Below are 23582 nucleotides of genomic sequence, written 5' to 3'. Positions count from 1 at the left end.
TTCTTCGCGCGGAAGCCGAAAAATCGTCACATGACCGTGACCCGCCTCCCGGCGGAGGAGCGTATGGTCTCCTCAACGGAAATCATTCCTCTCCCCGGCGCGAGGCGGCGCCAACCCCAGCCGCCTCGCGCCCCTCCTCTCCCCCGCCTTGCCAAATGGCCGGGAGTGTGGTTTCACCTGTATCCATGAAGACACGAATTTTCCTCCCGCCCGTGAACAAGCCCACCGGGGGCGTCACCGTGCTCCGCCAGATGGCCGACATCCTGCACCAGGCCGGGCGCGACGCCGCACTGGTGGCGCGCGACCGCTCGGGTTGGCGGCCCGCCGGCCTGGCCGACGCCGCGCCGGTCATGGAATGGGCCGACCTGGACCTCGGCCCCGGCGACCGCTGGGTGGTGCCCGAGGGCTGGGTCAACGGCCTGACCCCCGGCCTGGAGGCGCAGGCCGACTGCCTGAGCTACGTCCAGAACTGGGCCTACCTCTTCTCCTCCCTGCCCGAAGGCGTGCGCTGGGACCGGCTGCCCGTGGGCTTCCTGGCCGTGTCCGACCCCGTGGCCCGCTACGTCGAGACCGCCACGGGGAAGCCCGCCCCGGTGCTGCGCCCCGGCATCGACCGGGCCATCTTTAACGCGCCCCAGGCCAAACCGTCGGGCCCGCCCGTGGTGGCCTACATGCCGCGCAAGAACAAGGCCGTGGCCGACCAGATCCGCGCCGTGTTCGAGCACCGCAACGGCCCGGACCGGGTGCGCTGGCGGCCGCTTGAGGGGCTGGACGCCTTCGGCGTGGCCGAGGCGTTGCGCGGCGCGGACATTTTTCTCATGACCGGCTATCCCGAGGGCTGCCCGCTGCCGCCGCTGGAAGCCATGGCCTGCGGCTGCCTGCCCGTGGGCTTCTCCGGCCTGGGCGGGTGGGACTACATGCGCCAGGCCCAGCTACGTCCGCGCCATGCCCCCTGGACCCCGCTGCGCGAGGTCCCGTGGTCCGGCAACGGCCTGTGGTGCGCGGACGGCGACGTGCTGGACGCGGCCCTCTGCCTGGAGGAGGCCGCGGGCATGATCGAAACGCCCGGCCCGGCCCTTGACGCCGTGCTCCGCGCGGGGCAGGAAACGGCGGACGCCTACTCCACCGTGGAGCAGGCCAAAGCCCTCCTCACCCTGTGGGAGACCCTGTGAGCCGCTGACCATGTCGAAGAAAAACCGTCCCGAACCCGAATCCCTTGCGCTTTCCCCTCTTGGGGTCGACTCCCACGCCCATCTCGACCTTGAGGACTTCGACGAGGACCGCGAAACCCTCCTGGCCCGTGCCAGGGCGAGCGGCGTGGCCAACATCGTCAACGTCTTCCTCGGGCCGGACGCCTACGAGCGCAACCGCCACCTCTTCGACGCCCATCCCGAGGTCGCCTTCCTGCTCGGCGTGCATCCCAACGACGCGCCGCAGCTCACGAAAGAGGTCGAGGAGCGGATGCGCGCCCATTTCCTGGCCGATCCGAGGCTGAAGGGCGTGGGCGAGATCGGCCTGGACTACTACTGGGACGACGCGCCGCCCGCCGTGCAGAAGCCCGCCTTCGTCCGCCAGCTCCACCTGGCGCGCGAGGTGGAGCGCCCGGTGGTCATCCACTCGCGCGACGCCAACGGCGACTGCCTGGACATCCTCGCGGCCGAGGGGTTCCGCGACTATCCGGTCCTCTGGCACTGTTTCGGCGCGGACATGGCCCTGGCCAAGGCAATCCTGGACAACGGCTGGCACATCTCGGTGCCCGGCCCGGTCACCTTCCGCAAGACCGACGACCTCCAGGCCGCCGTGGCGAGGATTCCGCTGGAGCGGCTGCTGATCGAGACGGACTGCCCCTACCTCGCGCCCGAGCCGTGGCGAGGCAAGCGCAACCACTCCGCCCTGGTGGCCTTCACCGCCAAGCGCATAGCCGAAATCAAAGGACGTTCCGTCGCGGACATCTGGCGGATCACGGGCGACAACGCCCGCAGGTTCTTCGGGCTGTAGCGTCATTTTCCGCGTCACCGCCTGTCGGCCTTGAAAGAGGAAAAGGCAAAAAGGCGACGCCCTGCCCGCCTTCACTCTTCTGCCGCCTCCCCCTCCCCCCGCCACAAAAAAAGGGAGGCCGCCAACCGGCGACCTCCCGCAAAAAAGCCATTGAAAAAGCCGCGCCGCAAGCGCGCCCGGCTAGGCGTGCTCGGCCTGATGCCGATCCTCCGGGAACAACCGCTTGGCCAGGTAGATGAACGGGGTGTCCAGGGCCGCGACCACGAACTTGATCAGGTAGGTGGACGCCAGGATCTCCCAAAACACGTTGATGGGGAACACCCCCCAGAAGGCGATGACGCAGAAGATGGCCGAGTCCAGGAACTGGCTGACCATGGTCGAGGCGTTGTTGCGCAGCCAGAGCATACGCGCCCCGGTGCGCTCCCGGATGGCGTGGAACGCCCAGACGTCGTGCATCTGCGAGACGAGATAGGCGGCCATGGAGGCCAGGGCGATGCGCGGCATGAACCCGAAGAGCGCCTGGAGGTGCGGCTGGGCGAAGTCGTCGGCCGCAGGCTTGAAAAGCAGGGCTATCTGCATGTAGGCGACCATCATCAGCAGGGCCACGAAGCCGAGGAGCACGCCCTTGCGCGCCTCCCGCTTGCCGTAGAACTCGCTGAGCAGGTCCGTGGCCAGGAACACGCTGGCGTACAGCACGTTGCCGAGCGTGGTGGTCAGGCCGAAGAGCTCCACGGTCTTGAGCACCTGGATGTTGCACAGGAGCAGGTTGAAGACCATGAGGCCGAAGAGCCCCACCTTGCCGAAAAGGCGGTAGATGACCAGGACCATGCACAGGTCCGCCAGCGCGAAGAGTATCCAGAGCAGTTCGTTCATGGGCGTTGCCTAGCCCTGAACCGGGTCGAGGTCAAGTTTCGGGAATCCGGCGGTCAAGGCTTGCACCAGTCCCCTCCCCCGCCTGGGGCGGCCAGGCGGCTCAGTTCGGCCAGCCGACGGTCCACGCGGTGGTAGAGGGAGTCCGTGGGGAACTTGCCGTTCTTGCCCCGTTTGCCGCAACGCATGCCGGTCAGGATGAACATGGCCTCCTCGATGGAGGTGACCGGGAAGATGTGGAACTTGCCCTCGGCCACGGCCTGGACCACCTCGTCCTTGAGCATCAGGTTGACCACGTTGTCCTCGGGCAGGATGACGCCCTGGCTGCCGGTGAGCTTGCGGCGGCGGCAGACCTCGAAGAACCCCTCGATCTTGCGGTTCACGCCGCCCACGGCCATGATCGCGCCCGACTGGGAGACCGCGCCGGTGAAGGCGTAGGACAGGTTGACCGGCACCCCGGACAGGGCCGAGAGCAGCGACGCCAGCTCCGCGCCCGAGGCCGAGTCGCCCTCGATGCCCGCGTAGGACTGCTCGAAGCAGAGCGAGCCGGTCAGGACGATGGGCTTGTCCTGGGCGAAGAGGCGGACCAGGTAGGACTTGATTATCATCATGCCCTTGGTGTGGATGGGCCCGCCCAGTTGGGCCTCGCGCTCCAGGTCGATGATGCCGCCGTGGCCCACGCCCACGGTGCAGGAAATCTGGTGGGGCAGGCCGAACTCGTAATCGCCGAACATGGTCACGGACAGGCCGTTGGCCAGCCCGGTGGCCTGGCCGTGGGTGGCCACCTTGATGACCTGGCGGTCGTAGTCGGCCATGAACTCCTCTTCATAGAGGTTGGCGCGGTAGTCCTTGGCCCGGACCGCCTCGTTCAGCTCGGCGGGGCCGACCATCTCGCGCCCGGCCATGCGCGCCACGGCCGAGGCCTCGATCATCCGCTCGCGCACCAGCGGGGTGTAGAGCGACAGCCGCTTCTGGTCCTCCACAAGGCGGGAGGCGAAGTCCACCAGCCCGGCCAGGGCCTCGCGGTTGAAGGGGAGCAGCCCGCACTCGCGGGCGATGCGGCCGATGACGTAGAGGTAGTTCTTGACGTTGGCGGCGTCGCGGCTGGCGGCGGCCTGAAGGTGCGCCTTGAGCTTGAAGAACTTGGCGAAGCGGTCGTCGCCCAGGAGCAGGGCCTCGTAGTGCTCGTCCGTGCCGATAAGCACGACCTTGAGGGAGAGGTCCACGGGCGTGGGCTGGATGGTCCGGGCGCGGACCTGCTCCGGGTCCACGGGGTCCTCTATGCGCGACTTGCCGGAGCGCAGGGCGCGCAGGAGGCCCTCCCAGGAGTTGGGGTTGCCGAGCAGGTCCTCGATGTTCAGGATGAGGAACCCGCCGTTGGCCAGGTGCACGGAGCCCGCCTTGATGAGGGTGAAGTCCGTGTAGAGCGCGCCGAGCTCGGCCTCGCGCTCGATGGAGCCGAGCAGGTTGAAGGCCGTGGGGTGGTCCTCCACCACCACGGGCGCGCCGTGGGTCTTGCCGTTGTCCACGAAGAGGTTGACCTCGAACCGGGTGAAGAAATCCTCGCCGCCGCCGGGCCCGCCCTCGGGCAGGAGCCCGGCCAGGGAGTTGTCGCGCGGCATGAACTGGTCCACGTTGTCCACCACCTCGTCGGTGACGGCCTTGAAGTATTCGGTCAGCTCGGCGTGCTTCTTGAACTTCTCCGCCATGGGGGCGAAGCAGTCGGCCATGACGGCCCGGGCCGTCTCGCGGTGCAGGTCCGTCTCGGAGTCGCGCATGGCGGTCTCGTTGCGGTTGATCTGGCGCAGGATGGAGGAGACGCGGGCCAGCAGCTCCTCGCCCTTGGCCTTGAACTTCTTGCGGGCGCGCGGCTCAAGCTTGTCGAAGTCCTTGTCCGAGACCACGTTGCCGTCCACGATGGGCGAGAGGGTGAGCACGCCGTCCTCGTCCAGGCTGAGGCTGAAATTCTCCTTGGCGGCCGTGGCGTCCATGCGGCCGAAGAGCTCGTCCCGCTTGGCGTTGTACTTCTTGAGCATGCGCTCGTGCTTTTTCTGGAAGGCGTCCTTCTCGAACCGGGCCGGGATCTCCTGCTTGATGAGGGTCATGGCCTTCTGCTGCTCCTGCTTGAGCTTGCGGCCGGTCCCGGCGGGCAGGGACACGGCCACGGGCCGGTCGCTGTCCTCGAAGTTGTAGAGGTAGACCCAGTCGCGCGGGGTCTTGCCCCTGGAGGCGGCGGGCTGGAGGAAGGACTTGACGAAATAGGTGCGCCCCATGTTCGGCTCGCCGGACACGTAGATGTTGTGCTCGTTGCCCTTGATCTGGAGGGCCAGCGACAGGGCGTGGATGGCCCTCGGCTGGAAGCGGGGATAGGCGTTGCGGTCCGGAATCTCCGTGCTGTCCGCATAGGGGACGCGGGCGGGATCGAGCTCGGCCCGGAGGCGGTCCGGGGACAGGGGCTTGTGCGTGGTGGCGTTGTTCTTCATGTGTCGTGTCGGATTATGTGCGCGGCAAAGGCACCGTACCGGGAAGATACGGTTTTTCACCAGGGTTGTCATCAGGCAATGTGCGTGGCCGGGCGGCCGGGCCCGGCGGGGGTCAGCGGATGTAGTTGGGCAGGTTGAGGAAGAGGTTGGTGGTGTAGGTCATCATCTTGTCCATGATCCATGGAAAGGCGAGGAGCAGCGCGAGGAAGATGGCCACGATCTTGGGCACCATGGTCAGGGTCATCTCCTGAATCTGGGTGGCGGCCTGGAGCACGGAAACGAAGATGCCGACCGCCATGCCGATGCCGAGCATGGGCAGGGCGATGACCAGGGTCATCTCGATGGCCTGCTTGGCGAATCCCACTACGAATTCAGGCGTCATTTCAGTTCTCCGTTGGGTTGCGGGGCGCGGGGCTCCCCGGGCGACAATGGGCGCGTCGTCACTGGAAGGTGTTGACCAGCGAGCCGACGAGCAGGTTCCAGCCGTCGATGAGGATGAACAGCAAAATCTTGAACGGCAGCGATATCATCACCGGCGGCAGCATCATCATGCCCATGGCCAGCAGGATGGAGGCCACGACCATGTCCAGGATCAGGAACGGGATGTAGATGAGGAAGCCGATGGTGAAGCCGGTCTTGAGCTCGGAGATGGTGTAGGCCGCCGTCAGCATCAAGGTGGAGACCTCCTCCCTGTTCTTGGGCCGGTCCTCCTTGGTGATGGAGTAGAAGATGGACAGGTCCTTCTCCCGCGTGTGCTTGAACATGAACTCCCGCAGCGGCTTCTGGGCGCGGGTGAGCATCTCCTGGAAGGGGATCTCCTCGTTCATGTAGGGCTGGAGGGCCGTGTCGTTGATGGCCTTGCCCACCGGCATCATGATGACCAGGGTCATGAAGATGGCCAGGCCCGCCAGAATCTGGTTGGGCGGCATCTGCTGGGTGCCCATGGCCTGGCGCAGGAAGTGGAAGACGATGATGATGCGCGTGAACGAGGTCATGGTCAGCATGATGGCCGGGGCCATGGACAGGATCGTGAACAGAAAAATGATTTCCAGGAGGGTGGAGACCTCCTGGGGCTCGGCCTGGCCCGCGGCCAGCTCCATGGTCAGCTTGGGAATGGTCGGCGCGGCGGCGGCCAGGGACGGGAGCAGGCAGAGCCCCGCCAGGGCGGCCAGGAGAATGGCCAGGCAGCGGTTGCGGGCGGTCATCGGCCCACGCTCCGCTTGAGCAGGCTGGCGAAGGACGAGGCGGGCCGGCCGACGTCCGCCTCCGCGCCCTCGTCCGTTTCGTCCTCGGCCAGGGGGGTGATGCCGTGCTCGGTGACGCCGAGCAGGAAGTCCCGCCCCCGGTGGCGGACCACCACCACGGACTGGTGCTGGCCGAGCATCAGGCGGCTGACCAGCCGGGGCGCGCCGCTCCCGCCCTGGACGCCCATGCCGGACACCCCGAGCCGCCGGAGCAGCCAGTAAGCCAGAAAAATGACGCCCAACAGCAGACTGAGGTAGCCGAGGGTGGTCAGCAGCGTGGACCAGGTGTCCACCTGCGGGAGCTGCATGGGCGCAGCGGTGGCGTTCGCTGCGGCGGCGCTATCCAAGCTGCTTCACCCGCTCGATGGGGCTGATGATGTCCGTCAGGCGGACGCCGAACTTCTCGTTGATGACCACGGCCTCGCCGCGCGCCACCAGCTTGCCGTTGACGTAGATTTCGAGCGGCTCGCCCGCCAGCTTGTTCAGCTCGACCACCGAGCCCTGGCCCAGTTGCAGGAGCTCGTTGATGAGCAGCTTGGCCCGGCCCAGCTCGGCCGAGACGTCCAGCGGGATGTCCAGGATGAAGTCGAGGTCGCGCTTGCCGCCGGGGCTGGCCTTGGCGTCCTCGCCCATGTCCTTGAGCTCGTAGTCGTGGGTCTGGGTGGAGAGGAAGGCCTGCTCCTTCTCGTGCTTGACCTCGGCCTGCTCGGACTCGGCCAGGGCGGCGGCCCACTCGTCGGCCAGGGCCTCGTCGTCGCTCGCGACCTCGCCGCTGCCCGCGTCGGCCGGGTCGGTCACGTCGCCGCTTTCCAGCAGGGCGTCGGCCCACTCCTGCGCCAGTTTGTCTTGATCTTCGCTCATGTCGAATACCTCGCGAAACGGTTTTCCAGGGTGCACCCGTCAAAAAATCCGACGGTCGGCAACGGAGGCTGCAAGATGCGTGCTACTGGATGACCATCTCAGTGATGTAGACCCGCAGGACCGCGCCCTTGCCCAGAATCTGGTTGAGCCGGTCGGCGACCTCCTGCTTCAGCTCCATCTTGTCGGCCATGGTGGAGAGTGCGTCGTAGGTCTTGCTGGAGAGCAGCAGCAGGAGCGCGTCCTTGATCTTGGCCTGCTCCTGGGTCAGGGCGGCCGCGACCTTCTCGTCGCGCACCTCGACCTCCATGCCGAGTTTCAGGTAGCGGCGGCCGAGCGGGTCGGCCAGGTTGACCAGGAAAACGGGCAGCGGAACCAGTTGCCCCTGCACGGCCTCGGCGGGCACCTGCGCGTCGGCCTGGGCCTGGGCCTGTTCGGCGTTCTCCGCGGGCGGCGCGGCGAAAAACATCTTGTAGCCGAACCAGCCGCCGACGCCGAGCAGGATCAGCACCACCACGATGATGATCCACTTGAGCTTCCCGCCCTTCTTGCCTTCCTGTCCCAGATCTTCGTCAGCCATGGCGGCCACCTTCCGTTTGCTGTGTTACTCGGTTATAGCCGGATTTCACCGGGTTTTCCAGACAAAGTTTAGATCACAGGTACCCGCCCACGGGCCGGGCGGTCTTGAGCAGGATCTCCACCCGCCGGTTCATGGGCGAATCCGCCGGACGGCCCCGGTCGTCCGTGACCGGCGAGTCCGCCCCGTAGGCCGACAGGGAGAAGCGGCGGTCCTGAATCCCGGCCCCGACCAGGTAGGAGAGCACGGCCAGGGCGCGCTCGCCGGACAGGACGTAGGCGTCGGCCGCGGCGTCGCTCCTGTCCGCATACCCGGCCACGTTGATGGGGGCCGGGGTGTGGGTCATCATGGGCACCAGTTGGTCCAGGACGAACTGGCCCTTGGGCGACAGCGCGGACGAATCGGGCGCAAAGAGCAGCCGGTCGGTGAAGACCAGGGCCACTCCGTCGGGCTTGGCCAGGATGGCCAAGTTCCGGTCCAGCTCGGACTTGGATATGTCCTCGGGCAGGATGTCGTCCGGGAAGAGCAGGTCCTTGAGCCGCTGCTTCTTGTCCAGCACTTCCCACGGCTTTTCCATGAGGTCCGAAATAAGCCGCTGCTTGGCCGTGGCCCGGCCCGAGCCGCGCTTGTCCAGCACGCCCAGGTCGGCGGTATGCAGGGTGACCTTGGTCAGGACCGCGTTGTCCATGGAGGACATGGTCAGGAGCAGCACGAAAAAGGTCAGCAGCAGGGTCACCAGGTCGGAGAAGGTGACCAGCCACAGTTCGAGCGGCTTGCAGGTTCCCTTTTTCTTACGGGCCATGCCCTACTCCAGCCCGGCCGGGGGCTTAAGGTCGAACTCGAACCCGTCCACGCTCAGGGTGTCCGGCCGCCCGGCCGCCGTCGGCGCGACGGCCCGGAGGCGCTCGCCGGTGTCGATGGCCCGCTTGTCCAGGACGATGTCCACCCGCCGGTTCCGAGCCCGGTTCTCGGGCGTATTCTGCGGATAATGGGGCATGAACTTGCCGAAGGCCTCCACCCGGAGCATGTCCGGCTTCATGCCGCGCTCGATGAGGAAGCGGTACACGGCCAGGGTGCGGGCGAGGGAAATTTTCCAGGAGAGGTCGGGCGACTGGCGGTCGTCGTCGGGCTGGTAGTTGAGCCCCAGTTCGTCGCGCAGCTCCGAGGTGTGCCCGGCCAGCAGCAGCGGGTACTGGACCTGGGCGAGCACGGGCATGAACCGGTCGAGCAGCGCCCGGCCCTCCCCGGAGAGCGCGGCGGAACCGGGCGCGAAGAGCGTGCTCGCGCTGATGGACAGGATCTGGACGAAGCGGTTCGAGCGGAAGTCGAGGTCCTGCTCCATCTCCTCCCAGTTGAGCTCCTTGAGGGGCTCCAGGTCGCCGGTGTCGATGGGACCGGGCTCGACGGTGCGCCGGGTGTCCTTGCGGGAGAAGACCTCGTAGCTGGCGTTCTGGAAGCCGAAGGTGCCGATGATGGAGCCGAGCGCCACCAGCTTGCGCCGGGCGTCGACCTTGGACATGGAGACCAGGAGCACGAAAAAGGTCAGCATCAGCGTCATCACGTCCGAGAACGTGATCATCCACGGCGGCATCTCCTCGCAGACGAGCTTCTTTTCTTTCTTCGCCATGACGCTCCCTCCCGCGCCGCCCGGCCGGGGCTAGTCCGAGGACACCCGGTCCTTGGGCGGCAGGTAGCTGTTCAGCTTCTCCTCGATGATGCGCGGGTTTTCGCCCTTGGAAATGGCCAGGATGCCCTCCATTATCATCTCGCGCAGGAGGACCTCCTCCTTGCTGCGGGCCTTGAGCTTGCCCGCCATGGGGTTGAACAGGAGGTTGGCCAGCAGCGCGCCGTAGAGGGTTGTCAGCAGGGCCACGGCCATGGCCGGGCCGATGGTGGAGGGGTCGGACATGGTCTGGAGCATCTGCACCAGGCCGATGACCGTGCCGATCATGCCCATGGCCGGGGCCAGCGATCCCATGACGGCCACCACGTCCGCGCCCGTGGCGTGCCGTTCGGAAAGATAGGATATCTCGGTCTCCAGGATCTCCTGGATGGTCTGGGGCTCCAGGCCGTCCACCGTCAGTTGCAGCCCCTTGCGCATGTAGTCGTCGTCGATCTCCTTGATGAGCGGCTCCAGCGAGAGGATGCCCTCGCGGCGGGCGCGGTTGGCGTAGTCCTTGAACCGCTCGATGACGTCCTGGGGCGACTCCAGGCCGGAAAAGAAGGTGTTCTTGATGACGCCGACCACGCCGATGACGTAGCCCATGGGATAGTTGACCAGGGCCGCGCCCACGGTCCCGCCCACGACGATGAGGAACGACGGGATGGAAACGAAGATCATCAGGCTGGAGCCCGTCAGAATGGCCGACACCACCAGCCCGAAGGAGAGGACGATTCCGATTATGGTCCCGAGATCCATACCTTAACCTCTGTTTTCCGCCGGTTATCCCTTGGGAGGCCTGCTCCCGAAAATCCGCGTTCCGATCCGCACCAGGGTCGCCCCCTCCTCCACGGCCGGGACGAAGTCCCCGGTCATGCCCATGGAGAGATGGGGCAGTCGGACGCCCAGCCGCCCTTCCAGCCCGTCCCGCAGCTCACGCAGCCGCGCGAAAACGGGCCGCGCCCGCTCGGGCTCGTCGAAGAACGGCGGCATCGTCATCAAACCGACGAGCCGGAGTCCGTCGGCCGCCATGGCCTCCTCGGCCAGGCGCGGCAACTCTTCTTCCGTGATCCCGGACTTTTGCGCCTCGCCGGCGATGTTCACCTGGAGGAGGATGTCCTGGACCAGGCCGAGGCTGGTCGCCTTTTTATGCAACGCCTGGGCCAGCTTGGAGGAGTCCACGCTGTGCACCAGGCCGAACTTTCCGGCCACGTACTTGGCCTTGTTGGACTGCAACCCGCCGATAAAGTGCCACCGCAGCTTCAGGTCGGCCAGCGCCTCCTGCTTGGCCAGGGCCTCCTGCACGTAGTTCTCGCCGAAGTCCACCTGCCCGGCCAGGGAAAGGTCGCGCACGTCCGAGGCGGGGTGGTACTTGGACACGGCCACCAGGGTCACGTCCCCCGGCTTCCGGCCCGCGCGCCCGGCCACCTCGGCCAGCTCCTCCCTGAGCCGCGCCAGCCGCCCGGCCAGCTCTTCTCTTCTCTCGTTCATAAGTCTCAAGTTAAATCCGGGCGTTAGACTTCCACATGCCTTATCGGCCCGTTTATCATTTGGTTTAATGAATTAATGAATTATTTTTGCCCAGCTCTTCCTCCTGGCGGATATATCACGACTTGCGATCATCTAACCACATGAAATGGGGAAAAAAGTTCGACTCGCAAAATCCCCTGTCTTTTCAAAAGATTAGTCTAGATTTTGTCTATATCTGCAACCTTTTCGGCGGGAAAGGCCCCTTGTCACCCCGCGCGGGCCCGTGGCATACCCTCGGGGGAACCGTCCCGCGCCCGGTCTGCAATCCAAGGGGGAGCCATGAATCCGAAATACCTCGAAATCACCCAGAAGGGGATGTCCGCCCAGCTCGCCGAGCTGACCTTGGACGAGATGGTCTCCTACGTCCGCAACTACCTGCACGCCTTCCTCCTGGACGACCGGGTCTGCGCCGCCCTCATCCAGCGCCTGGGCTCGGACCAGCAGGTCCACGCCCACCCCGCCGCCGCCCGCTGCCTGCGCTACCTCCTGGACAAGGCGATCAAGATGCGCCCCTTCCGGCCCGGCGTGCTGGACGCCGCGGCCAAGCTGGCCCCCACCCCCGAGGTCATGGAGCGGCTGGAGATCATCAACGCCCTCAACGCCGCCAAGGAGACCTTCGACCTCATCATCGGGCTGAACCTGAGCGAACACGCCGACGACGTGCGCCAGTTCCTGGCCCATCTCATCCACGCCCACCCCTCCCATGTGGCGGCCGCCCAGTACGCCCTGTACGTGGACAAGGGGCTCGGCCTTCCCCCCGGCCCGTGGCTCAAGGATTTCAAGTGCCCCAGGCGGCTCCAGCCCCTCTGGCGGGCCTCCCTCTTCGACCACCACGCCCGGCTCTGCGACTGGGAGTCGGCCATGGCCCTCTGGCCCACCCTGGACGCCGACCGCCTCGACGAGGTGGCCCTGGCCCTGGCGGGCGACATGTTCGCGGCCCTGGGCGATGCCGGCCAGGCCCTGGCCCTCTACGACAAATCCATCGCCCTGGACCCGGTCCAGACCCCGGTGCGCCTGCGCAGGCGAGAACTCGCCTCCCCCTTCCCCGTCACCCCGTCCCTGGTGGCGGAGCGCAAGGTGGCCATCCTGTTATACTCATGGAACAAAGCCGAGGTCCTGGGCCGAACCCTGGTGAGCCTGAGCGAATCCGACATCGGCCCGGCGGACATCCACGTCCTGCTCAACGGCTGCACGGACGGCAGCCGCGAGGTGGTGGAGTCCCTGCGCCCCCGGTTCCCGCACAACGCCCTGACCGTGCACGCCCTGCACGTCAACATCGGCGCGCCTGCGGCCCGCAACTGGCTCATGAACCTGCCCGAGGTGCGGGCCACGGACTACATCGCCTTCCTGGACGACGACGTCCTGGTCCAGAAGGACTGGCTGGCCAGGTTTCTGACCGTGGCCGAGTCCGACCCCAAGGTGGCCGTGGTCGGGGCCAAGATCATCACTCCCGGCGCGCCCCCTCGCCTCCAGTATCTCTACCGCCATGTGGCCATCGCCGACCATGAGCTGCTCAAGATGAGCCTGCACGCGCCGCTCGACACCTACGACACCGGCATCTACGACGTGGTGCGCGAGACGCGCAACGTCATGGGCTGCCAGCACCTGCTCCGCACCTCAGCCCTCGACGCGGCCCCGGCCGGGTTCGACATCCGCTTCTCCCCCTCCCAGGTGGACGACATCGAGCACGACCTGGCCCTGTGCCTGGCCGGGCACAAGGTCATGTACTGCGGCACGGTCACCTGCGAGCACCTCCAGCAGTCCGGGGTGACCCTGGACTCCCACGCCTTCAACCCCTCCCAGGTGGGCAACGCCGTGGCCAACGACATGAAGCTCTACTACAAGTATTTCTTCGACTTGCCGAAGCTCAAGAAGCTGGATTGCCTTGGCATGGACGTCGGGTTTGAACCCGCTGGAATATAAACGTTTTTATCAAAAAGCCCCAACCGGCAAAGCCCGGCCCGGCCCGGCAGGCCGCCCGGGAATTTCCCCCGATTTCGCCCATTATACATATAAAGTGGGTTGACGGCGGCCCCGGTTAGCGGGCATAGCTCCCCCTCAAAGCGCGCCGTCCGCCTTCCGGCCGGGCGGCCCCATCATAACCGGTCGTTGAGGCGGTTGCGTTTCCCCCGACAGCACGACCACGAGCACGCCATGTCCAAAGACCTGATCATCGTCGAGTCCCCCGCAAAAGTGAAAACCATCTCCAAGTTCCTGGGCAAGGACTTCCTGGTGGACGCCTCCGTGGGCCACGTCCGCGACCTGCCCACCCGCGACCTCGGCGTGGACGAGGAGCACGGCTTCGCCCCGCAGTATGAAGTCATCAAGGGCAAGGAGGACGTGGTCAAGCGACTCAAGGCGGCCGCAGGCAAGGCCGACACCGTCTACCTCGCGCCCGACCCGGACCGCGAGGGGGAGGCCATCGCCTGGCATGTCGCCGAACTGCTCAAGCCGGTCAACGACAACATCCGGCGCATCCAGTTCAACGAGATCACCCCGCGCGCGGTCAAGGAAGCCCTGGAGCATCCCCAGGACCTCAACGCGGACCTGTTCGACTCCCAGCAGGCCCGGCGCATCCTCGACCGCCTGGTGGGCTACAAGATTTCCCCGATCCTCTGGAAGAACGTCAAGCGCGGCATCTCGGCCGGACGCGTCCAGTCCGTGGCCCTCAAGCTTCTGGTGGAGCGCGAAAAGGAGCGCCGCGCCTTCAAGGCCGACGAATACTGGCCGTTCAAGGCACTGCTGGAGGGCTCCAATCCGCCGCCCTTCTGGATGGAGCTGCACAAGCTGGACAAAAAGGCCGTCAAGCCCGGCGCCAACCACATCAACAACCAGTCCGAGGCCGAGGCCCTGGAGCAGGCCCTGGAAAGCGGCTCGTTCACCGTGGAGTCCGTGCAGGAAAAACAGCGCAAGCGCAGCCCCCTGCCCCCCTACATCACCTCCACCCTGCAGCAGGACGCCAACCGGCGCATGGGCTTCTCGGCCAAGCGCACCATGTCCATCGCCCAGCGCCTCTACGAGGGCGTCGAGCTCGGCGCGCGCGGCACCACAGCCCTCATCACCTACATGCGTACCGACTCCGTGCGCATCGCCAAGGAAGCCCAGGAAGCGGCCCGCGAGCTGATCCTCGACCGCTTCGGCGCGGACTACTATCCGTCCAAGCCCCGCAATTTCAAGACCAAGGGCAGCGCCCAGGACGCTCACGAAGCCATTCGGCCCGTCGACGTCTCCATCACGCCGGACGAGGTCAAGCCGCACCTGCCCGCCGAGCAGCACAAGCTCTACCGCCTCATCTGGCAGCGGTTCGTGGCCTCGCAGATGGCCTCGGCCACCTTCTGGGACACCACCGTGCTCGTGGACGCCCCGCGCACCGTCTGGCGCGCCAAGGGCGAGCGAATGCTCTTTCCCGGCTTCCTCGCCGCCATGGACAAGACCGACAGCGAGGACGACACCGAACTGCCCAAGCTCGCCCAGGGCGACCTGCTCACCGTGCGCGAGCTGAAAAAGGAACAGAAGTTCACCCAGCCGCCGCCGCGCTACTCCGAAGCCTCGCTGGTCAAGACCCTGGAGGAGCTCGGCATCGGCCGCCCCTCCACCTACGCCGCCATCATCTCCACCCTGCTCGACCGCGAATACGCCAAGCAGGAGGACAAGCGGTTCGTGCCCACCGAGCTCGGCTTCACCGTGTCCGACCAGCTCTCCGAACACTTCCAGGCCCTCATGGACGTGGGATTCACCGCCCAGATGGAGTCCCTGCTCGACGACGTGGCCGCCGGAAAGAAGGACTGGGCCGAGCTGCTCAAGAACTTCGGCGACGACTTCTACCCCACCCTGGACAAGGCCCGCACCGCCATGGCCCGCTCCCAGCAGGTCACGGACATCAAATGCGACCTCTGCGGCGCGCCCATGGCCGTCAAGTTCGGCCGCACCGGCGAGTTTCTGGGCTGCACCAACTTCCCGACCTGCCGCAACATCAAGAACTTCACCCGCGACGAACAGGGCGCCATCAACGTCGTGGAACGCGAAAAGCCCGAGGAAACCGGCATCGTCTGCGACAAGTGCGGACGCCCCATGGCCGTCAAGCAGTCGCGACGGGGCGAGTTCCTCGGCTGCACCGGCTACCCGGACTGCAAGAACATCGTCAACTTCGAACGCGACGAGAACGGCGAGATCAAGGTCGTCCAGGGCGAAAAGGCCGAGGTCGTCGGCACCTGCCCGGAATGCGGCGGCGAACTGCTGCTCAAGAAGGCCCGCACCGGCTCCCGCTTCATCGCCTGCGCCAACTACCCGGACTGCACCCACGCCGAACCCTTCTCCACCGGCGTCCCCTGCCCGGTCGAAGGCTGCACCGGCGAACTCGTCGAGAAATCCTCGCGCCGGGGCAAGCTCTTCTACTCCTGCTCCAACTACCCCAAGTGCGACTACGCCGTCTGGAACTGGCCCATCAACGAGCCCTGTCCGGAATGCGGCCACCCCGTCCTCACCCGCAAGTCCACCAAGGACAAGGGCGAAATCATCGCCTGCCCCAAAAAAGGCTGCGGCTACTCCCGCCCCGCCGACGACAAATAGCCGCCCGCACACCCGCGCGACACCGCAACGCAAAAGGCCGCCCCCGAATTGACGGGAGCGGCCTTTTTGCGGTGCGTTCGGGCGGAAGGGAGACCATGGGAAGAATGCCTCCAGCGGCCCTCCGGGGGCCACTTCGTGGAGACCAGGGCGCTGCCCTGGACCCGCCAAAGGCGAGCCTTTGGAAACCATGCGCCGCTTTCGCGGGGCCGTAGCCCGGTCAGGCGACTCCTGCGCGGGGACGGACTGCCCGCTCGCCCCCGCCCAACCGGGATGTTTTTTGAAGACAAAGAAAAAAACTAATCCTCAAATCAAGAATCTCACCCCTGCCAATGGGTCAGGCGCCGTGAGGGCATGATCTTCACGTCTGCTCCAAGCGGTTCACACGCGTGGGCCTGTGTCCTGAAAGGTTCGGCCGAACCTTTCAGGACGCCGCATAGCCAGGGACAGCCAATCCCTCCGCCCACCAACTCACAGCCTCCGGGCTACTCGCCAGCGCAGCGGAGAGTGGGGTGCAGGGGCTTCGCCCCTGCCGGGGCCGCGTCGGGTCTAGGCCGAGCGTGCTCGTTCTTAGAGCCGTCGACAGCAGCGATAGGGCGTCGCTCTGGTCGCCGGACGCAACAAACCGGCTGCGGCGGAGATGCCGCCGCAGCCGGAAGGTATGTCTGGGCTGGCCGAACTAGAAACTGTAGCCGAGGGCGGCCCGCATCTCGGCGGGGATCATGGCGTCCTGGCCGGGCTCAAGGGCCTTCCAGGGAGCGCCCGCCTGCTTGCGGGAAGCCTTGACCTCTTCGAGGTCGAAGCCGTAGCGGGGCACCTCGAACTGCTGGCCGGGGTAGATCAGGTCGGGATTCTTGATCTTGTCACGGTTGGCCTTGTAGATCAGGGGCCACATGAACGGATCGTTGTAGATGTGCTTGTACTCGGCGATCCACCACAGGCACTCGCCCTTGGTCACGGTGTGGGAAACGGGCAGCGCGTCGTATTCGGCTTTGTAGACCTGCATCGGGTCCGCGACGGGCTTCTCTTCCTCGACAATGACCTTCTTTTCTTCGACCACAACCACTTCGGGCTCGGTCTTCACCTTTTTGGAGCAACCCCATGCGAACACAAGGCTCATGGCGATTGCGAGGAAAATCAACTTTTTCATGGACGGCCTCCTCGAATTGTCTTTCTCTCTGATTATTCTGCTTCAGCGCAGGTCAATCTTTCATCCTATCAGCCCAATTATCAATAATTTTCTTTTCTTGCAAGACCATTTTGCTGGTCGGATTCCGGCGGAGCGCCCGCTCCACCGCCTGGCCCGCCTCCTCGACCCAGCCGCCCAGGCGCAGGGACTGGCTGGCCAGGATGTACATGCGTTCGGGCTCGCTGCCGTAGATGGCGAAGATCAGGGAGTCGAACTCGTCCTTGAACACGGTCCGGACCAGATCGTTCTGGGAGAAGATGTACCGCGCCAGCAGCATGTTTTCGCTGTAGCGGTGCAGGTAATAGGGCAGGAGCCGTCGGCACTTGTCGATAATGAACCGGATGCGGTCGATCTCGCGGCGCATGGACTCTTCCGTCTGGCTCAGGACCTGGAAAAACTGGTCGGTGATGTCCTTTTCCGAGCTGCTCAGGTCGCCCTCGTGCAGCCGGTGGAACCACGGCGCGTAGTTCTGTTTCTGGTAGGCGTCCTCCTTGAGCTTGATGGTCTCGTGGAAGATGTAGCCCATGGCCCAGTCCAGGAACTGGCCGCCCAACTGCGAGTGCGGGTCGTTGCGGAAGACGTGGTGGGCCGTGTCCTTCATGCGCCACAGCAGCCCCTTGTTCATCTCGTCGCCAACCAGGTCCCGGAGCACCTCGAAGTCCAGCCGGCCGTCCTTGTCGAAGGACGCGAACTGCCTCTCCAGCAGGTCGCCGCTCTGGCAGAAGAACTTGAAGAGATCCCGGACGAATTCCGGGTGCTTGGCCTGAATCCATGCTTTGGACATGCGCGCCTCCCTCCCCTCTCTCTAGCGCTGCGGGAAGATGATGTCCACCCGAGCGCCGCCCTCGTCCGCGTTGGAGAGGTGCATCTCCACGCCGTGGCTCTCGAAGATGGTGGAGACAAGGGCGAGCCCCAGGCCGGTGCCCGCGTCCTTGGTGGTGAAGAACGGGTCGCGCACCTCGTCCAGGTGCTCGGGCGGGAAGCCAGGGCCGGTGTCCTCGACGACCACATGCAGCCGCCCTTCCTCGGTGGCGGCCCGGATGAAGACCTTGCCCCCGCCCTCCATGGCCTGGAGCGCGTTGGCCACCAGGTTGTAGAAGGCGCGGTAGAGCAGGTCCTTGTCCCCCTTGGCCGAGAGGTCGCCGGAGAACTCGCGCTCGATGGTCACGCCGAGCTTTTCGCACTCCGGCTCCATGAACACGGCCACCTGGTCGAGGAGCCGGGCCACGTCCACGTCGTGCATGACCGGCTGCTTGGGCCTGGCGTAGTCCAGGAACTCGGCCACGGTGCGGGTCAGCCGCTTGGCCTCCTCGTTGAGGGCGCGCAGGATGCGGGTGTGGGAGCTGTTTTCCTTTTCCGCCTTCTTGAGCACCAGCTCCGAGCTGGAGCAGATGATGCCGAGCGGGTTGCGGATCTCGTGGGCCACGCCCGCGACCATGCGGCCCATGCCCGCCAGCTTTTCCTGTTGCCGCAGCTCGGCCATGAGCCGCTGCTTTTCCTCGAACTGCCGGTTGCTGATGCGCTCGGCCCGGCGCAGGATGACCAGGACCAGGAAGAAGAGGACCATGGAGGTGACGAGCGAGAAGGTGATGACCAGCCGCTCGAAGTTGAGCATTGCCATGAAGTCCGAGGTGATGTCCTGCTCGAACTCCAGGATGCCCATGATCGGGTTTTCGGAGACGTCGGTCAGGCTGCGTTCGGCGCGCAGGGGATAGAAGGCGCGCAGCTTGAGGCTGCCGGGCTTGAGCTGGTAGCGGAAGAGCGAGGCCATCTTGGAGACCTTGGCCACGATCTCCGAGGAGAAGTCGGCGGACTCCCAGGTCCGGGTGACCATGTACAGGGCGTTGCCGACCTGGCCCACCTCGGCCTTGTTCAGCGAGTAGGTGATGACGCCCTTGGCGTCGTAGATGCGCAGGGAAGTGACGTGAAAGCTGTGCACGGTGGAGCGGACCACCTCGTCCAGGGTGGAGGCCTGTTCCGGGTGGCGCAGGCTGATGCCGCCATAGCGCATGACCGTGGGCATGACGAAGCGGGTGAAGACCTGGTGGCTGACGTTCTCGGCCAGGAGCAGGCCGAACTCCTCCTGCTTTTCCAGCAGGGTGCGCTCCGCATACTTGGAGATGAAGATGGAGAGCAGCAGGCTGAACCCGAGGATGATGGCGAACAGGCTCCAGGAGATGACCCGGACGAACTGGAGCGGCCTGCCGGTTTCGTTCTGATTTGCCAAAGGATGGACCCGAGGTTTGCCCGCACCCGCGAGGCCGGAGGCGGAAGGGCTCGTCCCCCCGCCCCGCGCCGCGCCGATCCGGGCGTTCATAGCCCCCTACCCTTACAGCAGGCCGGGCGGGATGACAATCGCCAACCGCGCTCATCCGGTTCCCGGCACGCGGCCGGGCGACAAGGCTCCCCGACATGCGAGGGTTGCGTTTTTTGGGAATTAACGTATAGCATATATCATACGCAAGTTCGTCGTATGCCCTCAACCCAAGGAGGTCGTCATGGGATTCAAATTCCTGAACACGTTCGATGGCAAGCCGGTGGGCGACAGTCTATGCGGGGGGCCGCTCGGCGGCCCGTTCACCGGAGGGGTAAACCTGCCGAACGGCCAACAGGTCCATTTCCACGGCTCGCCGGACCTGACCACCATCACGGGGTCCTACAACACCACGACGGGACAATTCCTCAACGGCTACGAGTCGTCCATGCTCGAACTCGTCCCCGGCGCAACGCGCTGGACCCGGAAGTGACTCGGCGGAGAAGACGAGAACACAACCAACTAGACAACAAAGCAGGGCGCCAACGGCGCCCTGCTCAATTTGCATAGTGAACCAACCACGCCCGGGCCGGAAAGCTAGAACTCCCGCAGGTCCCGTTTTGCGTTCAGGAACGCGGCCAGGGCCGCCTTCTCCGCGTCCAGGCCGTCGGCGTCCATGCGCGCCTTGGCCAGCCGCTTGCCCAGTTCCACGGCGGGCTGGTCCAGGGGATTGACGCCCATGAGCCAGCCGGTCAGGATGGTGGCCGCGCCGAGCAGGCCGATCAGCTTGCCCGCCTCGCGCGGGGTGTCGAGCCCGAGGCGCAGCTCCACCAGGGGCACGCCGTTCTCGGAGAGGGCCATGCGCGTGCCCAGCCCCTCGGCCTGGATCAGCTCGCCGAAGTTGCGGCCGCGCACGTAGGCGAACTGGTCGGGCAGGTCCGACGGGAACTTGGGGCCCGAGGGCAGGGTCGGGCAGGTCAGGAACAGGCAGGCCTTGTTGCGCACGCCGTCCATGAACATCTGGTTGACCGAGTGCTGGTCCGTGACGCCCACGGCGGGCACGGGCTGGCTGCCCTTGCCCTGCTTGCCCAGGGACTCGGCCCAGAGCTGGGCGAACCAGTCGCCGAAGCAGGCCCACAGCGGGATGTAGGCGAAGAAGATCATCTCGCAGTAGCCCTTGTCCATGAGCGCGGCCGCCCAGGCCGCCAGTTGGAAGGGGGCGCTGCGCGCCAGCTCCGCGCCGGACAGCTCGGACGAGGCCAGGGGATCGGCCACCGCGCGCGCCCCGGTCAGGAGCGCGTCGATGTCCATGCCCAGGAACAGGGCCGGGACCAGCCCCACGGCCGAGAGCACGGAGTAGCGCCCGCCCAGGCCGTCGGGCACGGGCAGGGCCCGGATGCCGTGGGACTCGGCCTCGCCGCGCAGGAATCCGTTCTTCTCGTCGGTGACCAGGATCATGTGCTCGGGCCAGGCGTCGCCCAGTTGCTGGCGCATCCATTCCTTGAGGATGAAATACTGGCCCACTGTCTCGATGGTGCCACCGGACTTGGAGACCGTGACCACCACGGTCTTTTGCGGGGGCAGCTTGGCCAGGCAGGCCTCCAGGGCGTAGGCGTCCACGTTGTCCGCGATCCACAGGCACGGCCCGGCGTGGCCCGGCTGGTCCTGCTGGGGAAAGAAGGCCTTTTGCAGGGCCCGCGCGCCCAGGGCCGAGCCGCCGATGCCGAGCAGAAGCATGTGGTCGAACTGCTTGAGGTAGGTGTCGAGCCCGGCCAGCTCCGCCCGCAGGTCGGCCGCGTAGGGCATGGTCAGGAAAGGCAGGCGTCCCGCGCCGGTCTCCTCCCGCAGCCGGGCGGCCATCTCGTCCGCCCGCGCCTCGTATCGCCGTATGTCGAGCGCGTCCAGGTTCGCGCAGGTCCAGTCGAGCATGTCCATCATGGCATCCTCCCGCGTGGATTGCTGGTGCATTCCCCCGGCTGTCGGGCCATGGGGGAAGGAAACACCCTCCGTCTACCAGCTTGGAGGGTTCGAAACCACCATTATTTTGAAACGGCGGAAACGGGGGCGCAACAATCAGTGCGCGCGCCCGAAGAGCAGCCGCTGCATGTCGGCCAGGGTCGGGGCCGCGTCCGAGTGGATGATCGGGTCGTGGCCGAGCCGGACGGCCTGCTTGAGACGCACGTCGTGGGCGGCCACGGGGCGCACCTGGCCGTTCAGGTCGATCTCGCCCCAGTAGACCGAGGTCTCGGGCAGGGGCTGGTCGTAGAACGAGGAGAGCACGGCCGCCACCACGGCCAGATCCAGGCCGGGATCACGCGTGGCCAGGCCGCCGGTGATCTTGGCGTAGATGTCGTGGCCGCTCAGGTTGAGCCGCAGCCGCTTTTCCAGCACGGCCAGAAGCAGGTTGAGCCGGTTGGTGTCGAACCCGAGGGCCGTGCGCCGGGGGATGGAGAGGAACGACTTGCTGACCAGGGCCTGGACCTCCACGGCGAAGGGGCGCTGGCCGTCCACGGCCATGGCCATGGCCGTGCCCGAAAGCGAGGGGTCGCGCGCGCCCAGGAAGAAGGTGGCCGGGTCCTCGACCACTTCGAGCCCCTTCTCCTTCATGGTGAAGACCACCAGCTCGTCGCTGGGGCCGAACCGGTTCTTGAGCACGCGCAGGATGCGCGAGAAGTGCTTGCGGTCGCCCTCCAGGTAGAGGACCGTGTCGACCATGTGCTCCAGAATCTTGGGCCCGGCGATCTGGCCGTCCTTGGTGACATGGCCCACCAGGATCAGCGTGGTGCCGGTGCGCTTGGTCTTCTCCACCAGCTCGGCGGCCACGGCGCGCACCTGGCTGACCGAGCCGGGGATGCCCTCGGCCATGGACGAGGCCAGGGTCTGGACCGAGTCCACGATGAGCATCTCCGGCGGCTCGGGCTGGTCCAGCACGGCCAGGGCGTCCTCAACCTTGTTGGTGGCCACGGCCAGCAGGCCGGGCCCGAGCAGCCCCAGGCGGTCGGCCCGGCCGCGTAGCTGGGGCAGGGATTCCTCGCCCGAGAGGTAGACGGCGGTGTGGCCGATGCGGGCCTGGGCCCCGGCCAGTTGGAGCAGCAGCGTGGACTTGCCGATGCCCGGCTCGCCGCCCACCAGGATGGCCGCGCCCGGCACCAGCCCGGAGCCGAGCAGCGCGTCCAGGCCGGTCATGCCCGAGGGCCGGGCGCGCAGGTTCTCGGCGGTCAGGTCCTCCAGCGGACGGGGCGTGGCCGACCCGGCCGCCGCGCCCACGGGCCGGGACGAGGCCTTGGCCACGACGACCGGCTCCATGGTGTTCCATTCCTTGCAGGACGGGCATTGCCCCTGCCACCGGGGCGACTGCGCGCCGCAGGAGGCGCAACGATAGGCTTCCTTGGTTTTCATGACGCAATAGTCCGCGCTTCGGGGGTAAATGTCCAGGAAAAGGGGCGGCGGCCACCCCCGGCGGACCCGCTCCCTGCGGAAGGCGGCCGGAATCCGCCAGCCCTCCCCTGCCCGCGCCGGTTGAGAACGGGTGAGAACGGCGGCAAAAAGGACGCGAGAGGGCGAAAACGCCTTTCACCGCGCGCTCCGCAACATCGCCGCTCATTCGCAACAGACCGTTTTTCCAGTTAAAATACAAAACCCATGGCAACCAGAAATCCTGTCAACACGTCAAGTCATACCATTCTCACCCGTTATCATGCCTGTGGCCGCCGTTTTTCCCTGAGCCGAAAACCGGGGGTATGCTCCCGCGAAACAACTGCACGGGAGGTTTACCATGTTTGATTTCGGAAAATCGCTCCTCGCCATGGGGGCGGAGGAACAGCAAAAGGCGCTCGACAGCGCCACCCCGGGCCAGCGTCCGGCTCTGGAAAGGGGAGTGGGCGTCGGCTTCAACAACCGATTCAAGGGCGAAGACCGCGAGCAGGCGCGCCGACAGAAGCGGGACGCCTACCGGGACCTGGACCGGCTCAACCACGTCGTGGAGGCGGAGAACGACGCCCACGACTTCTTCACCAGGGGACTGGCCGACTGGCGAAAGGGTGTGACCGGCAAGGACCCGTCCGGGGACGCCACCAACCTCAAGAAACAGTTCGACGACTACGAGCAGTCCATGCTCTCCATGGTCCCCAAGGGCGGCAGGCGGCACACCGCCCTCTCCGAGTCGCTCCCGAAGATCAAGGACACCTTCCTCAAACAGGGCCACCAGTTCGCCCTGGACAAGCTCAACGAGCGCTCCCGCACCGTGCTCGACAAGGGCCTCAGACGCATCGCCAAGGGGGCGCTCGGGGCCAAGGACGAAAAGGCCGTCCAGGCCCACGACGACGCGGCCTTCGACCTCATCAACAAGTACGT

The 23582-nt window shown here is 66.1% G+C and carries 21 protein-coding genes and 1 pseudogene; 6 read left to right on the top strand and 16 right to left on the bottom strand.

All coding sequences use genetic code 11. The features are described 5' to 3' along the window. Positions 1 to 185: 185 nt before the first annotated feature. Together PHP91_RS02750 and PHP91_RS02745 are read left to right on the top strand one after the other, a co-directional pair. Positions 186 to 1172 (top strand): glycosyltransferase family 1 protein, encoded by a 987-nt coding sequence (locus tag PHP91_RS02750; protein ID WP_300136509.1) that lies wholly within the window; start codon positions 186 to 188, stop codon positions 1170 to 1172. Positions 1173 to 1182: 10 nt separating this feature from the next. Beyond that, positions 1183 to 1998, top strand: coding sequence for a TatD family hydrolase (locus PHP91_RS02745; RefSeq protein WP_300136506.1), 816 nt, complete (start codon positions 1183 to 1185; stop codon positions 1996 to 1998). Positions 1999 to 2178: 180 nt separating this feature from the next. Here the strand turns inward: PHP91_RS02745 and PHP91_RS02740 are convergent, their stop codons facing one another. The 11 genes from PHP91_RS02740 to PHP91_RS02690 all read right to left on the bottom strand — a co-directional run bounded on the left by PHP91_RS02740 (position 2179) and on the right by PHP91_RS02690 (position 11181). Next, complete coding sequence (locus tag PHP91_RS02740; protein ID WP_300136503.1) at positions 2179 to 2871, bottom strand: queuosine precursor transporter; 693 nt, start codon at positions 2869 to 2871, stop codon at positions 2179 to 2181. Positions 2872 to 2924: 53 nt separating this feature from the next. Further along, complete coding sequence (locus PHP91_RS02735) at positions 2925 to 5351, bottom strand: ATP-binding protein (protein WP_300136500.1); 2427 nt, start codon at positions 5349 to 5351, stop codon at positions 2925 to 2927. 112 nt (positions 5352 to 5463) lie between these two features. Further along, entirely contained in the window at positions 5464 to 5733 is a 270-nt protein-coding gene (gene fliQ, locus PHP91_RS02730; RefSeq protein ID WP_300136497.1) for a flagellar biosynthesis protein FliQ, read from the bottom strand. Between the two features lie 58 nt (positions 5734 to 5791). Further along, positions 5792 to 6556 (bottom strand): flagellar type III secretion system pore protein FliP, encoded by a 765-nt coding sequence (gene fliP / locus PHP91_RS02725; protein WP_300136494.1) that lies wholly within the window; start codon positions 6554 to 6556, stop codon positions 5792 to 5794. Beyond that, complete coding sequence (gene fliO, locus PHP91_RS02720) at positions 6553 to 6942, bottom strand: flagellar biosynthetic protein FliO (protein WP_300136491.1); 390 nt, start codon at positions 6940 to 6942, stop codon at positions 6553 to 6555. Before fliO ends, fliP begins: the two co-directional genes overlap by 4 nt. Then, positions 6935 to 7456 carry a flagellar motor switch protein FliN gene (gene fliN / locus PHP91_RS02715; RefSeq protein ID WP_300136488.1) on the bottom strand — a complete coding sequence of 174 codons (522 nt, stop codon included), beginning with the start codon at positions 7454 to 7456 and terminating at the stop codon, positions 6935 to 6937. Before fliN ends, fliO begins: the two co-directional genes overlap by 8 nt. Positions 7457 to 7538: 82 nt before the next feature. Then, positions 7539 to 8033 (bottom strand): flagellar basal body-associated FliL family protein, encoded by a 495-nt coding sequence (locus PHP91_RS02710; RefSeq protein WP_300136485.1) that lies wholly within the window; start codon positions 8031 to 8033, stop codon positions 7539 to 7541. A 73-nt stretch (positions 8034 to 8106) separates the two neighbouring features. Beyond that, complete coding sequence (locus PHP91_RS02705) at positions 8107 to 8832, bottom strand: OmpA family protein (protein ID WP_300136482.1); 726 nt, start codon at positions 8830 to 8832, stop codon at positions 8107 to 8109. A gap of 3 nt (positions 8833 to 8835) precedes the next feature. After that, positions 8836 to 9657, bottom strand: a complete 822-nt coding sequence (locus PHP91_RS02700) for a flagellar motor protein MotB (protein ID WP_300136479.1) — start codon at positions 9655 to 9657, stop codon at positions 8836 to 8838. Between the two features lie 30 nt (positions 9658 to 9687). Next, positions 9688 to 10449 carry a motility protein A gene (locus PHP91_RS02695; protein ID WP_300136478.1) on the bottom strand — a complete coding sequence of 254 codons (762 nt, stop codon included), beginning with the start codon at positions 10447 to 10449 and terminating at the stop codon, positions 9688 to 9690. Between the two features lie 24 nt (positions 10450 to 10473). Further along, on the bottom strand, positions 10474 to 11181 hold the full coding sequence (locus tag PHP91_RS02690; protein WP_300136475.1) for a YggS family pyridoxal phosphate-dependent enzyme: 708 nt from the start codon (positions 11179 to 11181) through the stop codon (positions 10474 to 10476). A gap of 318 nt (positions 11182 to 11499) precedes the next feature. On the opposite strand from PHP91_RS02690, the gene PHP91_RS02685 reads away from it, so the two are divergent. Together PHP91_RS02685 and topA are read left to right on the top strand one after the other, a co-directional pair. Then, positions 11500 to 13143: a glycosyltransferase family A protein gene (locus PHP91_RS02685; RefSeq protein WP_300136472.1), complete on the top strand. Its 1644-nt coding sequence runs from the start codon at positions 11500 to 11502 to the stop codon at positions 13141 to 13143. Positions 13144 to 13374: 231 nt separating this feature from the next. Then, positions 13375 to 15789 (top strand): type I DNA topoisomerase, encoded by a 2415-nt coding sequence (gene topA, locus PHP91_RS02680; RefSeq protein ID WP_300136469.1) that lies wholly within the window; start codon positions 13375 to 13377, stop codon positions 15787 to 15789. A gap of 676 nt (positions 15790 to 16465) precedes the next feature. Here the strand turns inward: topA and PHP91_RS02675 are convergent. The 3 genes from PHP91_RS02675 to PHP91_RS02665 are packed head-to-tail and all read right to left on the bottom strand — an operon-like array spanning position 16466 to position 19202. Then, entirely contained in the window at positions 16466 to 16936 is a 471-nt protein-coding gene (locus PHP91_RS02675) for a LysM peptidoglycan-binding domain-containing protein (protein ID WP_300136466.1), read from the bottom strand. Positions 16937 to 16988: 52 nt separating this feature from the next. Further along, complete coding sequence (locus PHP91_RS02670; RefSeq protein WP_300136463.1) at positions 16989 to 17759, bottom strand: hypothetical protein; 771 nt, start codon at positions 17757 to 17759, stop codon at positions 16989 to 16991. A 21-nt stretch (positions 17760 to 17780) separates the two neighbouring features. Beyond that, entirely contained in the window at positions 17781 to 19202 is a 1422-nt protein-coding gene (locus tag PHP91_RS02665; protein WP_300136460.1) for an ATP-binding protein, read from the bottom strand. Positions 19203 to 19473: 271 nt separating this feature from the next. On the opposite strand from PHP91_RS02665, the gene PHP91_RS02660 reads away from it, so the two are divergent. Beyond that, positions 19474 to 19722: a hypothetical protein gene (locus PHP91_RS02660; RefSeq protein WP_300136457.1), complete on the top strand. Its 249-nt coding sequence runs from the start codon at positions 19474 to 19476 to the stop codon at positions 19720 to 19722. A gap of 104 nt (positions 19723 to 19826) precedes the next feature. On the opposite strand, the gene PHP91_RS02655 is transcribed toward PHP91_RS02660, so the two are convergent. Both PHP91_RS02655 and radA read right to left on the bottom strand, forming a co-directional pair. Next, complete coding sequence (locus PHP91_RS02655; RefSeq protein ID WP_300136454.1) at positions 19827 to 21167, bottom strand: glucose-6-phosphate isomerase; 1341 nt, start codon at positions 21165 to 21167, stop codon at positions 19827 to 19829. A gap of 135 nt (positions 21168 to 21302) precedes the next feature. Beyond that, complete coding sequence (gene radA / locus PHP91_RS02650) at positions 21303 to 22628, bottom strand: DNA repair protein RadA (RefSeq protein WP_300136451.1); 1326 nt, start codon at positions 22626 to 22628, stop codon at positions 21303 to 21305. Between the two features lie 376 nt (positions 22629 to 23004). Between radA and PHP91_RS02645 the strand changes: the two are divergent. Continuing rightward, a pseudogene (locus PHP91_RS02645) lies at positions 23005 to 23582 on the top strand (hypothetical protein); the annotation flags it as partial.

It is taken from the genome of Pseudodesulfovibrio sp. (assembly GCF_028692895.1).
GTDB lineage: Bacteria > Desulfobacterota > Desulfovibrionia > Desulfovibrionales > Desulfovibrionaceae > Pseudodesulfovibrio.
Note: the sequence above shows the minus strand (reverse complement) of the source record. Positions and strands in the feature narration are given on the sequence as shown.